This is a genomic window from Pseudomonas fluorescens (assembly GCF_902498065.1).
Taxonomy (GTDB): Bacteria; Pseudomonadota; Gammaproteobacteria; order Pseudomonadales; family Pseudomonadaceae; genus Aquipseudomonas; species Aquipseudomonas fluorescens_BJ.
On sequence record NZ_CABVIR010000001.1, the window covers coordinates 1,319,353 to 1,333,453 of the forward strand.

Genomic DNA, 14,101 nt, shown 5'->3' on the forward strand with positions numbered 1-14,101 from the left:
GGTGCTTATCCTTTTTTGCTGACCGGTCGTTCGGGGTGCTCGTCGCGCGTCACTTCCCGGTACCAGAGCTCATGGTGTTTCCTTGCCCAGGCGCGACTGACCCAGCCATGCACCATGGCGCTCACCGAGCCTTTGATCCAGATGCCGGCGTAGATGTGCACGATGATGCTCAACACCAATACAAATCCCGCCAAGGCATGCAGCAGCATTGCCCAGCGAATCGCGGTGATGCCGAAATACTCGCTGAAATATGCGCGCCAGATCACCAGCCCGCTGAACAACAACACCAGCATGCACAGCAGCAACGTCCAGAACAGCAGCTTCTGCCCAGGGTTGTACTTGCCGATCGGCGGCACGCCCTCCTCCTCGTTCTGGATCACCCGCCCGACGCGGCGCAGCCACAAGCGGTCATTGCTGATAAAGAAATTCGCCCGAAAGAATTGAATCACCAGCCCCAGGAACAGCACAAACATCACCACGCCCATGAACGGATGCAGGATGCGTGTCCATGGCCCGCCGCCGAACAGGTGACTGAGCCAGAACAGCGCCGGATGAAACAGCGCCAGCCCCGACAACGCCGCCATGATGAAGGAGATCGCCACCAGCCAGTGGTTGGTGCGCTGGTTCGAGGTGTAGCGCAGGATCTGTCTGCGGATCATGGTCTGTCCTCCCCGCGCGGATCGAAGGTGTGCACCGCCGGATCGACTTCGTGTACCGCAGGGTCTTTGAGGACCGGAAGTTCATCTTCCTCAACCAACTGCGGGCCAATGCGCACGTAATGGAAGAACCCGGCCAGTACCGCCAGTCCCATGGCCAGCAAGCCCAGGGGTTTGCTTACGCCTTTCCACAATTCCACCAGCGGACTGATCGTCGGGCTGTTCGGCAAACCGGCGTACAGCACCGGAGTGTCGGCGTGATGCAACACGTACATGACGTGCGTGCCGCCCACGCCTTCGGGATCGTAAAGACCGGCGTTGGCGAAGCCGCGGCTCTTGAGGTCGACGATACGTTCGGCGGCGTGTTCCTTCATGTCGTCCTTGGTGCCGAACACAATCGCCCCGGTCGGACAGGTTTTCACGCAGGCCGGTTCCAGGCCCACCGCGACCCGGTCCGAGCACAAGGTGCACTTATAGGCCTTGTGATCCTTTTGCGAGATCCGCGGGATGTTGAACGGACAGCCGGTGATGCAATAACCGCAACCGATGCAGTGGTCCTGATCGAAATCGACGATGCCGTTGGCATGCTTGATGATCGCCCCCGGACTCGGGCACGCCGCCAGGCAGCCCGGCTCGGCGCAATGCATGCAGCCGTCCTTGCGGATCAGCCATTCGAGGTTGCCGGCGTCGGTTTCGTGCTCGGTGAAGCGCATCAGGGTCCAGGTCTCCGCGCTCAGGTCCTGGGGATTGTCGTAGGTGCCGAGGTTGTGACCGACGTCGTCGCGCAGCTCGTTCCATTCCGAACAGGCGACCTGGCAGGCTTTGCAGCCGATGCACTTGGTGGTGTCGATCAGTTTGGCCACTTCCTCCTGATTGCGCACTGACGGCGAAACCGTCGTGGTGGCCGAGCGGGCAATGATGTCTTGGCTGGCCATTTAGACTTTCTCCACGTTGACCAGGAATGACTTGGATTCCGGGGTCTGGGTGTTGCCATCGCCGAGGAACGGCACCAGGGTGTTGGTCAGGTAACCGTGACGCGTGAGCCCGGTAAATCCCCAGTGCAACGGGATGCCGATCTGGTGCACCACCTGATTGTTGACCTGCAGCGGACGTATCCGCTTGGTCACCACCGCTACCGCTTCGATATGCCCGCGCTTGCTGCTGACCCGCACCCGGTCACCGGCAACGATGCCTTTTTCCTTGGCCAGCACCTCGCCGATCTCGACGAACTGCTCAGGCTGGGAAATGGCGTTGAGCTTGCAATGCTTGCTCCAGAAGTGGAAATGCTCTGTCAGCCGGTAGCTGGTGGCGGCGTACGGGTAATCCTTGGCCACGCCGAGGGAATCCCACACTGAATCAAAGATCCGCGCCGCCGGGTTACTGGTGGCTTTCTTGTTTTCCGGGTGCAGCGGGTTGATGCCGATGGGCGTCTCGAACGGCTCGTAGTGTTCCGGGAACGGGCCTTCGTTCATCTTGTCGACGGCAAAGAACCGCGCCACGCCTTCGGGGTTCATGATGAACGGATTCATCCCGGCTTCCGGTGGCGAGTCGGCCTTGAAGTCCGGCACGTCGGTACCGCCCCAGACTTTGCCGTTCCACCACACCAGGCGTTTTTTCTCGTCCCACGGTTTGCCTTGCGGGTCGCACGAGGCGCGGTTGTAGAGAATCCGTCGGTTCGCTGGCCAGGCCCAGGCCCAGCCCTGATGCTGTTTCATGCCGTACGGATCGCTGTTGTCGCGCCGGGCCATCTGGTTACCGGTCTCGGTCCAGCTGCCGCAGAAAATCCAGCAACCTGAGGCGGTGCTGCCATCGTCCTTGAGTTGGCCGAAGCCGGCCAGCTGCGCATTGCCCTTGATCGCCACGCCCGTCGCATCGGTGAAGTCGGTGGTGGCGTAGCCGTTTATCTCCCTGGCCAGCTCTTCCGGCGCCGGCTCGTCGGCAATCCTGTAGGGCCACGACAGTTTGAGGATCGGGTCGGGATAAGTGCCGCCATGGGCTTGATAGCGTTGACGCAGGCGCAGGAACAGCTCGCTCATGATCTGCACGTCGGTGCGCGCTTCGCCAGGGCCGTCGGCGCCTTTCCAGTGCCATTGCAGCCAACGACTGCTGTTGACCAGCGAGCCGTCTTCTTCAGCGAAACAGGTTGTAGGCAGGCGAATCACTTCGGTCTGGATGCCGGCGGTTTGGACGTCGTTGTAAGGCCCGACGTTGCGCCAGAATTCCGAGGTCTCGGTGGACAGCGGGTCCATCACCACCAGCCATTTCAACCTGGCCAGCGCCGCCATCACCCGGTTTTTGTCGGGCAACGCGGCAATCGGGTTGAAGCCCTGGCACATGTAGCCGTTGACCTTACCCTGCCCCATCAGGTCGAACACTTTGAGGATGTCGTAGTTGGGAATGTCGAGTTTCGGCAAATAGTCGTACGCCCAATTGTTCTCGGCCGTAGCGTTGCCGGCGTACCAGGCTTTCATCAGGCTGACGTGGAATTTGCTGTAGTTCTGCCAGTAGGACAGCTGCCCCGGCCGCAATGGTTTTTGCGTGCGTTTGATGATGTAGGCGTTGTAGTCCTGCTCCGCGTCCTGCGGCAACGTCAGATAGCCCGGCAGTGCATTGGACAGCAGCCCCAGGTCCGTCAACCCCTGGATATTGGAGTGCCCGCGCAAGGCATTGACGCCCCCGCCCGGCATACCAACGTTGCCCAGCAGCAACTGCACCATGGCGGCGCTGCGAATGATTTGCGAACCGATCGAGTGCTGCGTCCAACCCAGGGCATAGAGGATCGTCATGGTCTTGCCCGGTTGCGAGCAGGTGGCGATCTCTTCCCAGATCTTTTGCATGGCTTCCACGGGCATGCCGCAAATCTGACTGGCTAACTGAATGTTGTAGCGGCTGTAATGCTGCTTCATCAATTGATAGACGCAGTGCGGGTCTTGCAGAGTCGGGTCGACCTTGACGAAGCCGTCTTCACCCAGTTCATAACCCCAGCCGGACTTGTCGGTATACGCGCGTTTGGCCACGTCGTACCCGCTGAAGATTCCGTCCTCGAAGCCATACCCGGCTTTGACGATGAACGACACGTCCGTGTAATTGCGTACGTACTCGTGCTGGATCTTGTCCTCGGTCAGCAGGTAATTGATCAGTCCGCCCATGAAGGCGATATCGGTGCCGGTGCGGATGGGCGCGTAATAGTCGGCCACGGACGCGGTACGGGTGAATCGCGGGTCAACCACGATCAGCCGCGCGGCGTTGTGCGCCTTGGCTTCGGTCACCCATTTGAAACCGCACGGGTGCGCTTCTGCAGCGTTGCCGCCCATCACCAGGATCAGGTTCGCGTTGGCGATATCGGTCCAGGTATTGGTCATGGCACCACGGCCGTACGTCGGGGCAAGACTTGCCACCGTCGGGCCGTGTCAGACACGCGCCTGGTTATCGAACCCCAGCATGCCGAGACTGCGAATGACTTTGTGGGTGATGTAACCCGCTTCGTTGGACGCCGCCGAGGCCGCGAGGAAACCGGTGGTGAGCCAGCGATTCACCGTTTCGCCCTGGGCGTTTTTCTCGATGAAGTTGGCGTCGCGGTCGGCCTTCATCAGGTCGGCGATGCGATCCAGCGCTTCATCCCAGGAAATGCGCGTCCACTCCGTGCTGCCCGGCTTGCGCACCTGCGGATATTGCAAGCGGCCGGGGCTGTGAATGAAGTCCAGCAGGCCCGCGCCTTTCGGGCACAGCGTGCCGCGATTGACCGGATGGTCGGCATCGCCTTCGATGTGGATGATGTTTTGCGCGACATTCTTGGCGGCATCGCCCTGGCTGTACATGATCAAGCCGCAGCCTACCGAGCAGTACGGGCAGGTGTTGCGGGTTTCATGGGTGTGGGCAAGCTTGAAGTGACGCACCTGCTCGGCGAAGGCCGGCGCCGGGGCCATGCCCAGCGCGCCCAGGCTCGAGCCTGCAAGGCCGATACCGGCGACCTTGAAGAACTGACGACGGTTGAGATCCATCGTGCACTCCTGATCAGGTGGAGACCCGGTACTTGTGCCGGGCTTTTCTGGACAATCACGGTGACGGCAGCGTGGCTACCGACACTTCAAACTCTAGACAATGCAGAAGAAGACAGTGTGAAAACCGACCGCCGGACGTTTGTCTGAATATCTGGGAGCGGGTTTGCCCGCGATGGCGGAAGATCAGCAAATAATGATGCTGGCTGTACCGACGTCATCGCGGGCAAGCCCGCTCCCACAGGCATGGAGTTGCTCACGCCATCGAGCAGGCTCGCTCCCGCACGGCTTGGCGCTTATCATGTCTGCCGAATTAATCCCGGCCTTTATGAGATGAGCATGACTTTCGATTTTGATCAGGTGTTCGACCGCCACAACACCGGCAGTACCAAGTGGAGCCGCTACCCGGCGGACGTATTGCCGATGTGGGTTGCCGACATGGATTTTGCCGCGCCACCGGTGATCATCCAGGCCCTGCAAAAACGTCTGGAGCACCCGTTGCTCGGCTACAGCGTGGCGCAGGATGACTTGCGCAATGCCATCGTTGCCGACCTCTGGAACAAGTACGCCTGGCGCGTCGAGCCGCAGGAGCTGATTTTCCTGCCGGGCGTGGAATCGGGTTTCAACATGGCCCTGAAGGCGCTGGTCCAGCCGCAACAGAACGTCGTGGTACAGACGCCCAACTACCCGCCGCTGCGTCATGCACCGGGACATTGGGGGCTGAACAAGGTTGAACTGAACTTCGAGGCGATGGCAGATGGCACGTACGCCACGCCCCTTGATGCCTTGCGCCAGTCGCTGGATGGCGGCGGTGCGCTGCTGCTGAGCAACCCGCACAACCCGCTGGGCAAAGCGTTCCCAAGGGAAGAACTGCAAGCCGTGGCCGATATCTGCCTGGCACAGGGCGCGTGGATCATTTCCGACGAGATCCACGCCGAACTGTGCTTCGACGGGCGCAAACACATTCCCTCCGCGTCGTTGAGCCCGGAAATCGCCCGGCGCACCATCACGCTGATGTCGGCGAGCAAGGCCTACAACATCGCCGGCCTGAAGACTTCGTTCATGATCATTCAGGACCGCGCCCTGCGTGAGCGCGTCAACCATGCGCGCTGCGGCATGGTCGACAGCGTCAACCCGCTGGGCATGGAAGCGACACGCGTTGCCTACGCCGAAGCCGGGCCCTGGCTGGCCGCGCTCAAGGATTACCTGCAAAGCAATCGCGATTACCTGGTGGATGCCGTTCGTTCGCGCCTGCCCGGTGTCAGCATGAATGTACCTCAGAGCACCTACCTCGCCTGGCTCGATTGCTCGGCGCTGGGGCTGGAGAATCCGCAGCAGTTCTTCCTTGAACAGGCGAAGGTCGGGCTCAGCCCAGGCCTGGATTTTGGCGATGACTGCAAACAGTACGTCCGCCTGAATTTCGGCTGCCCGCGTGCGTTGCTGGAGGAAGGGATTGCGCGGATGGAGCGCAGCTTGCTCAATCTCAAGGCCTGATTCCATCTGAAGGTAAAGACAATCCCCCCTGTGGGAGCTAGCCTGCTAGCGATGGCGGAGTGTCAGTCGACATAGACGCTGACTGATCCGACGCCATCGCTAGCAGGCTAGCTCCCACAGGAGGTCGGGTTGATTTGAAGGTTTCAGCAACCGTCCGAAATCCAACCGAACTCAAGGCAAAAGAGCGGGGTCCACCCTTTGACGCTTCTGCCTTGAGAACGGAGATTTCCCGATGACTGACTATCCAAAACCGCCCTTCAAGAAACAGGGCCAGCCCGTCCCCGGCTCCCAGAAGAAAATGGACCCGTATCCGGATTGCGGCGAGCAGAGCTACAAAGGCTCCGGCCGTCTGCTCGGCAAGATCGCCCTGATCACCGGCGCCGACAGCGGTATCGGCCGCGCAGTCGCAATCGCCTTCGCCCGTGAAGGCGCGGACGTCGCCGTTGCCTACCTCAATGAACACGAAGACGCGCAGGAAACCGCGCGCTGGGTCGAACAGGCCGGGCGTCAGTGCGTGTTGCTGCCCGGCGACATCGCACAGAAAGCGCAATGCCAGGCGCTCGTCGATAAAACCGTCGAGCGCTTTGGCCGTATCGACATTCTGGTCAACAACGCCGCGTTCCAGATGACCCACGAAAACTTCGAGGACATCCCGGACGAAGAATGGGTGATGACCTTCGACGTCAACATCACTGCCATCTTCCGGATCTGCCAGGCGGCGCTGAAGCACATGAAGCCCGGTAGTTCGATCATCAACACCAGCTCAGTCAATTCTGACACGCCCAAGCCGACGCTCCTCCCCTACGCCACGACCAAAGGCGCGATTGCCAATTTCACCGCCGGTCTGGCGCAAATGCTGGGGCCGAAAAACATCCGAGTGAACTGCGTGGCGCCGGGGCCCATCTGGACACCGCTGATCGTCTCGACCATGCCGGATGAGGAAGTGCAGAACTTTGGCGGGCAGACACCGCTGGGACGGCCGGGACAACCGGTCGAAGTGGCGCCGATTTATGTGCTGCTGGCGTCGGATGAGGCCAGCTACATCACTGGTCAGCGCTACGGGATTACCGGAGGCAAACCGATGCTTTGAAGGGACATCCTGTGGGGAGCGAGCTTACTCGCGCTTGAGGGCGCAGCGCTCACAAAAGGGGGCCGCTGCGCAGCCCAGCGGGAGCAAGCTCTCTCGCCACAGTAAGCGCCTTCACCACAGTAAACATTCCCTCTATCGGGCCCTGCCCGGCTGCGGCAAGAAAAAAGTGAACCCAGGACAAGGCTCGCCCCTCAATACTTTAGGGGCTCCTGTCACGGGGCCGCTCCCGATCAGGAGGTCGTCATGTCCGCACCTATCGTCAAACTGTTTACCCAACCGAACTTCGCGTGGACGGATATCCGCAAAGAAGAGGAAGCTCACCCCCGCCACTACCTCGCTCACTTGTTGCTGCTCGCCTTGATCCCTGCCGTCTGCCTGTTTATCGGGACTACCTACGTTGGCTGGAGCCTGGCCGAAAACGAAACGGTGAAGCTCAGCAGCAGTAGCGCGCTGCAATTGTGCGTGCTGCTTTACGTGACCATTGTCGCCGGCGTGGCGTTGATGGGTCTGTTCATCCGCTGGATGTCCCGCTCGTTCGATGCGCGGCCGACGGTCAACCAGTGCATCGGTTTTGCCGCGTATACCGTCACCCCGTTTTTCCTTGCAGGCTTTGCCGGTCTGTACCCGAGTCGTTGGCTGGCGATTACCGTGCTCGGTGCGGCCTCGATCTACTCGACGTTTTTGCTGTTCATCGGCATGCCGACGTTCATGCACGAACGCAAGGAACAGGGGTTGCTGAATGCCGCCTGTGTCTGGGGTGTCGGGTTGTTGGTGCTGGTCACTGCCCTGGTGGAAATGATCCTGGTGTGGTTCAACGTACTGACACCGGAATACCTGCGCGCGACTGTCGGTTGATCGCCCACGGCCCAACCTCGCAACACCTGTCCGGCGAGTACAGCGCATGAGCTTCATTCTCTGGGTGGCGGTGTTGGGTGCGGTGCTGCTGACACTGGCGTTGACATCGTCGTACCTGCGCTGGATGCCGGTGACGACCTCGGCGGTGTGCCTGATGCTGGGGATCGCCATCGGGCCGGCAGCGCTCGGCCTGTTGAAGCTGGACATGAACGACGCCTCTATCTGGATGGAGCATCTGACGGAAGTCGCGGTGCTCTTTTCGTTGTTTGTGTGTGGCCTGAAGTTACGCTCGCCCTTCAAGGACAAAAACTGGCGCATCGCCGCAGGTCTGGCTGGCCCGGTGATGGTGTTGACCATTACCGGCGTTTCCCTGCTGCTGCACTACGGTTTCGAATTGTCCTGGGGCGCGGCCGTGTTGATCGGATCGATACTGGCACCCACCGACCCGGTTCTCGCCGCGCTGGTGCAAGTCAATGACGCCCGGGATGACGACAGCGTGCGATTTGGCCTCTCCGGTGAAGCCGGGCTCAACGACGGGATTGCGTTTCCGTTCGTGATCCTCGGGTTGCTGCTGTTGCAACACGACGGCAACCCCGGCTGGCTGGGCGATTGGGCGCTGCGCAGCCTGCTCTGGGCCGTTCCTGCCGGTTTGCTCACGGGTTACGTGATGGGGCGCGGCATTGGTCGCCTGACGTTGGTACTGCGGATCAAAAATGACGACAGCACCCTTTCCCCCAACGACTACCTGGCCCTCGCGTTGATCGCCCTGGCGTACGTCGCTGCCGAATCGATTCATGGCTACGGCTTTTTATCCGTGTTCGCAGCAGGCCTGGGCCTGCGCCATGTAGAAGTCAAATCCACCGGCGACGACGAACTGCCGGCCGAGCATCGGATACAGCCGGTGGTTGGCCATCAGAACGTCGAACCGCACCAGGCCGTTCATGGCGACACCGAAGGTCTTGAAGAAACGCAGGTCGCCGCCGGCATCATGATGGGCGACATGCTCGCCTTCGGCAGTCTGGTCGAACGCGCCATGGAAGTGTTTCTGGTGACGCTGCTCGGTGTCGTGCTGATTGGGCACTGGGACTGGCGAGCGCTGCTGATCGGTGGCGTGTTGTTTTGCCTGATCCGGCCGCTGAGCGTCGTCGCCCTGCCCTGGCGTGGCTTGCTGGACGGGCGCCAGCGCCTATTGATCGGCTGGTTCGGCATACGCGGCATCGGTAGCCTGTATTACCTTTTCTATGCCCTGAACCATGGGCTCGCGCCTTCAATCGCAGCGCTTTGCACCGACTTGACGTTGTCGGTGGTTGCGCTGAGCATCCTCATCCATGGCATCAGCACGCAACCGATGCTGGCTTGGTACGAACAGCGCAAAAAGCAAAAGGCTTGATTGGATACCTGCAAATTTCCGCAAAATTCAACGCCGCGATCTGCATGAGTCAAAAAACATACTCATGCAGCCTGCATGACTTCAGATCGCCATCAGCCAATTCAACCTGTTGATTTTCAAGACAGATGCCACAGCAGAAAAATCGGCACGACAAATGCTCCTGCACCATGAGCGACCTTCGGCCTTGAGACCGTTCGCGCTCATCCCCGTGACTATTGGAGAGACTCGACCATGAACGCTATTGACCTGCTGCAAGCCGACCATGAACGCGTAAAGGGCATCCTGACCCAATTGAGCGAATCCACCGAGCGTGGTGTTAAAAAACGCACCGAGCTGCTGGCCAAGCTTGAAATGGAGATCACGATCCATACCCGTCTCGAAGAGGAAGTCTTGTACCCCGCGTATAAAAAAGCGGGCGGCAAGGAACAGGACGTCATGTACTACGAAGCCAAGGAAGAACACCGTACCGTTGACTCGCTGGTGTTGCCTGACTTGAAAGTGACCGATCCATCCTCTGTGGAATTCGCCGGCCGCGTAAAAGTGGTCAAGGAGTTGCTGGAACACCACATCGAAGAGGAAGAAACAGAAATGTTTCCTCAGGCGAAAAAGCTGCTGGGCAAGGCCACCCTCGAAGAATTGGGTGCGCAAATGGAAAGTCTTAAGGCTCAGTACAAGAAAGAAATGAGTGCGGCCAATCTGGCAGCCTGATCAAAGTGGCAGGCAATAAAAGGCCCGGCGTTTGCCGGGCCTTTTTGCTTTTGCGTCTTACGCGCCGGGATTGGTCACCTGGATAAAAACCGCGTAACTGCCCAGCAATACCCAGAACGTGGCAAAAATCCAGGGTGTACGCACCGAAAACAACAGGGATTTGCGGTAGCCCTTGTGGGACGATTCCATTTCGCTGAACAGCGGCGACTCGTCGTAAGCGAGCCCCATCAGGGGTTCGCTGCGCAGCAGTTCACTCTGCTTGAAGTGCCAGTGATCGATGATGTCGTACGCCGCGCGAATACCCGGCCAGGCGTTAAGTGAACTGAGTATCCCCAACAGCGCCAGAAACGGCGGCACCACCAGGGTGAACAGTTTGCCCCACTCGGGATTAAGGTTGGACATGCACGATGCAAAAGCAATCACCAGAAACGATTGCGCCGCGAGGTAGGCGTCGGTGCGATTGGCCAGAATGCTGGTTTCGTACTGGATTTCCCGACGGTAGAAATCCAGACGTTCCTTGGGCGAGCCGAACATCTTGGCGTTGTGTTCGGTCAGGGCTTCTTCGGCTGGAGCTTCAGTCAGTATTCTTGGCAAGGGATTCACGCACAGAATGGAAAACGTTTAGAAGAAACGCCTACTGACAAGTTCAGCTGGATTAACACGGCAAGGGGCCTGCAATGGACGATCTTGATTGGGTGCAATGGCCAGCGATGCTGGTCACGGTGCTGGCGGCTTGGCTGATCGGTTCACGAAACCCCAGGCGCCGGGTCTGGGGGTTCGTCTGCTTTATCCTCAGCAATATTTTATGGGTGATCTGGGGGTATCACACTCAGGCCTACGCGTTGATCGTATTGCAGTTTTGCCTGTGTGCCATGAACTTGCGCGGGTTCAAAAAGAACGCAGGCTCCGCAACCGAACAATGATTCACTTCATCGTCGAGGCAATGATTTCCACCAGATTGAGTTGAGTAAAAGGTTTGGACAAGCGCGGTAGTCTGGTCGCAAAGCCTTCCAGCCGCTCGGCGTAACCCGTGGCCAGGATGATCGGCAGGTCAGGTTTGATGCTGCGTATCGCCTGCGCCAGGTGCGCGCCGTCCATTTGTGGCATAGCCATGTCGGTAATGACCAGATCGATGGCCTGTTCGCTGTCGAACACTTTCAGCGCTTGAGCCCCGGATACCGCACTGATCACCCGATGCCCCAAGTCTTCGAGCAAAAGGCAGGTACTGGTCAGCACCAGGCTGTCGTCGTCCACCACCAGCACGCATAGACGAGACACCGGCGGCGCGGCATTTTCCTCTACAGGTTTGGCAACCGAACCCTGTGTAGCCACGGGAATCCACAGTTCGGCCGTGGTGCCCTCGCCCTTGTGACTCTTGATGATGAATCGCCCGCCCAGTTGTTCGATGAAGCCATGCACCATCGACAATCCCAGCCCTGTACCTTTGCCAACCCCCTTGGTGGTAAAGAACGGGTCCATCGCCACGGCGAGTGTGGCGTCGTCCATGCCCTCCCCTGTGTCATTGATGGAGAGGCAAACATAACGGCCTGACATTGGCGTGAGCGCGGAGTGATCACTGGCTTCTTCAGACCGGGCGCGGATCAGGATCTTGCCACCATGGGGCATGGCATCGCGGGCGTTGGTCACCAGATTCAGGACTGCCAGTTCGAGTTGGTTTATGTCGGCCAAAACCGGCTCGACTGCTTCCGTAAAACGGGTTTCGAGAACCACCGTAGGCCCGAGGGAACTGCGCAACAGGCCGGTGATACCTTCTAGCAGCGCCGGTATCTCGACCGGTTCGGTCTTCAATTCCTGACGTCTGGCAAATGCAAGCATGCGCTGGGTCAGCGACACTCCGCGCAAGGCGCCTTGAGTGGCGTTGTCCAGCAAGCGGGTGATTTTTTTATCCTCCCCCACGCGCTTGCGCACGATTTCCAGATTGCCAAGGATCACCGTCAACAGATTATTGAAGTCATGGGCAATCCCCCCGCTAAGCTGCCCGATGGCCTGCATTTTTTGCGCCTGGAAAAGCGCTTCGCGGGTTTGTTCGAGGGCGTGCTGAGCGCGGGTCGCTTCGGTGATATCCCGGGTGATCTTGGCGAAACCGAGCAACGTGCCGGTTTCGCCCCAGATCGGATCGACCACGACATGCGCCAGGAACCGTGTGCCGTCCTTGCGCAGTCGCCAGCCCTTGTTCTCGAATCGTCCTTCACGGACGGCAATGTCCAGCGTGCGTTTCGGTTCGCCGGCTGCGCGATCTTCCGGGGTGTAAAACATCGAAAAATGCTGGCCGATCACTTCTTCGGGCAAGTAACCCTTGATGCGCTGGGCCCCAGGATTCCAGTTGGTCAGGCATCCATTGGCGTCGAGCATGTAGATGGCGTAGTCCGTGACGCTTTGAACCAATAGCCGGAACTGCTGCTCGCTTTGTTTGAGGACTTCTTCGGCCATCTTGCGGTCGGTCAGGTCCCGGGTGATCTTGGCAAACCCCAGCAATTTTCCCGTCGGGTCGAGGATCGGGTCGATCACCACATGGCACCAGAAACGTGTACCGTCCTTGCGTATCCGCCAGCCTTCGCCTTCGAAACGCCCTTCCCGAATGGCAGTTTCCAGAGCTCGCTGGGGCATTCCCTTGAGACGGTCTTCTTCCGTGTAGAAACGCGAGAAATGCTGACCGAGGATTTCCGCTTCCTCATACCCTTTGAAGCGTCGAGCTCCGGCGTTCCAGCTGGTAATGATGCCGTCGGGATCAATCATGTAGATCGCATAGTCAATCACCGCATCGATCAACAGGCGAAAGCGCCCGTCCTCGATTGCGCTGGCTTTGGTTCGATCTTCAATCATTGATCCATCTCGGCAGGATTATTTTTCTGGAGTATGCGACAAAGCGGGATTTGGAAAGTTGAAAAGCAATGCTCGCCGCAAAAAGTCAGCGGTACACGTATCTGACAATGTAGGCATACAAGTCGTTGCATACGAAGCCAGGAACATGACTGTCGTACAGGCCGGCCTTGAGCAGCGCCATGTGGCACTCTTTTACGATCTCGTCACGATCGCCCATGGTGTATACAGGATTGTTGATGATTTCACCGTAAGCACCGTAGGAGTAAGGCGCTGGTGAGCCGGTGATCACCAGTTCATCGTCGGCATCCCTGGTGTAGAGGCTTTGGGCACGCAAGGTCCGCTCCTTCAACTCACCAAACCCGCGTTCGTAAAGGGTGATTTGTGATCCGCTGACCGCTTTCGCGGCTGTTTCCAGGGCCAGGATGATCGCTTGCGCATTGCTCATGCTGGCGTCCAGCGCCGATGACGTCAGAAAGCGCTCCATTTGTTTTTCTTTGAGGCTGTTGAACGCTCTCTTGATGCTCGAAACATGAGCGAACGCTTGATTGCACCCGACAATGTGAGTCTCGAATTGATAACCGGCGATGGTCGCTGAAGGTGGAAAATTCGCAAAATCGATACTGTCGAATGCGCATTCCATGATGATGTTGAATTTACTGACGAATGCCTGCGCAAAGATTTTCGCGCAGACATCACGTACAAACGCCTCCGTATGTTCATACGCATGCAAAACACCGAGTTTGATCATCTCGGCGTACTGAGGGTGTTTTTCCCGGTATTCGAGCAGGTAAAGGCGCACGTAGTTTTTATAGCGGCCCGAAGGCAGAAGACTTTTTTCAAGCAGATACGTTTTGCCCGACCCCTGCAGACCGGCAGCGATCAGCATTTTCGGAGTTGCCTCGGCGGTGATGCCGCTGAACAGCGTCGCTTTTATTTCATCGAATGCTGCCGTGACCTGCTCTTGGGTGTACGTATAGTTCGGTGCTGCTGACATACCTTGATTTCCTTATCAAAGACTGGCTGAAAGTGATGATTGCCTCTATGACTAAAGCGGGCATACGCCACT

Annotated in this window: 12 protein-coding genes; 6 read left to right on the plus strand and 6 right to left on the minus strand. The window is 58.8% G+C overall.

The window, feature by feature from the left end; translation table 11 throughout:
* Positions 1-5 precede the first annotated feature (5 nt).
* Genes F8N43_RS06305 through fdnG form a run of 3 tightly spaced genes read right to left on the minus strand, consistent with a single transcriptional unit; the run spans position 6 to position 4,657 of the window.
* A complete protein-coding gene (locus F8N43_RS06305; RefSeq protein ID WP_150636476.1) occupies positions 6-659 on the minus strand; it encodes a formate dehydrogenase subunit gamma in 654 nt (217 codons plus the stop codon).
* Entirely contained in the window at positions 656-1,591 is a 936-nt protein-coding gene (fdxH, locus tag F8N43_RS06310) for a formate dehydrogenase subunit beta (protein ID WP_150629567.1), read from the minus strand. Before fdxH ends, F8N43_RS06305 begins: the two co-directional genes overlap by 4 nt.
* Positions 1,592-4,657 (minus strand): formate dehydrogenase-N subunit alpha, encoded by a 3,066-nt coding sequence (gene fdnG / locus F8N43_RS06315; protein WP_150636474.1) that lies wholly within the window; start codon positions 4,655-4,657, stop codon positions 1,592-1,594.
* Between the two features lie 336 nt (positions 4,658-4,993).
* On the opposite strand from fdnG, the gene F8N43_RS06320 reads away from it, so the two are divergent.
* The 5 genes from F8N43_RS06320 to F8N43_RS06340 all read left to right on the plus strand — a co-directional run bounded on the left by F8N43_RS06320 (position 4,994) and on the right by F8N43_RS06340 (position 10,191).
* Positions 4,994-6,148, plus strand: coding sequence for a MalY/PatB family protein (locus F8N43_RS06320; RefSeq protein WP_150653421.1), 1,155 nt, complete (start codon positions 4,994-4,996; stop codon positions 6,146-6,148).
* Between the two features lie 232 nt (positions 6,149-6,380).
* Positions 6,381-7,238 carry an SDR family oxidoreductase gene (locus F8N43_RS06325; protein WP_150653422.1) on the plus strand — a complete coding sequence of 286 codons (858 nt, stop codon included), beginning with the start codon at positions 6,381-6,383 and terminating at the stop codon, positions 7,236-7,238.
* Between the two features lie 243 nt (positions 7,239-7,481).
* Positions 7,482-8,093, plus strand: coding sequence for a Yip1 family protein (locus tag F8N43_RS06330; RefSeq protein ID WP_150629575.1), 612 nt, complete (start codon positions 7,482-7,484; stop codon positions 8,091-8,093).
* A gap of 46 nt (positions 8,094-8,139) precedes the next feature.
* Positions 8,140-9,483: a cation:proton antiporter gene (locus F8N43_RS06335; RefSeq protein ID WP_150653423.1), complete on the plus strand. Its 1,344-nt coding sequence runs from the start codon at positions 8,140-8,142 to the stop codon at positions 9,481-9,483.
* Positions 9,484-9,714: 231 nt separating this feature from the next.
* Entirely contained in the window at positions 9,715-10,191 is a 477-nt protein-coding gene (locus F8N43_RS06340; RefSeq protein WP_150629579.1) for a hemerythrin domain-containing protein, read from the plus strand.
* A 57-nt stretch (positions 10,192-10,248) separates the two neighbouring features.
* Here F8N43_RS06340 and F8N43_RS06345 read toward each other — a convergent pair whose 3' ends face one another.
* A complete protein-coding gene (locus F8N43_RS06345) occupies positions 10,249-10,785 on the minus strand; it encodes a hypothetical protein (RefSeq protein ID WP_150629581.1) in 537 nt (178 codons plus the stop codon).
* 83 nt (positions 10,786-10,868) lie between these two features.
* Here F8N43_RS06345 and F8N43_RS06350 point away from each other — a divergent pair, with 83 nt between their 5' ends.
* Entirely contained in the window at positions 10,869-11,114 is a 246-nt protein-coding gene (locus tag F8N43_RS06350; RefSeq protein ID WP_150636465.1) for a hypothetical protein, read from the plus strand.
* A 1-nt stretch (position 11,115) separates the two neighbouring features.
* Here the strand turns inward: F8N43_RS06350 and F8N43_RS06355 are convergent, their stop codons facing one another.
* Positions 11,116-13,035, minus strand: coding sequence for a PAS domain-containing sensor histidine kinase (locus F8N43_RS06355; protein ID WP_150636463.1), 1,920 nt, complete (start codon positions 13,033-13,035; stop codon positions 11,116-11,118).
* An 85-nt stretch (positions 13,036-13,120) separates the two neighbouring features.
* Positions 13,121-14,029: a zeta toxin family protein gene (locus F8N43_RS06360; RefSeq protein WP_150636461.1), complete on the minus strand. Its 909-nt coding sequence runs from the start codon at positions 14,027-14,029 to the stop codon at positions 13,121-13,123.
* Positions 14,030-14,101 lie beyond the last annotated feature (72 nt).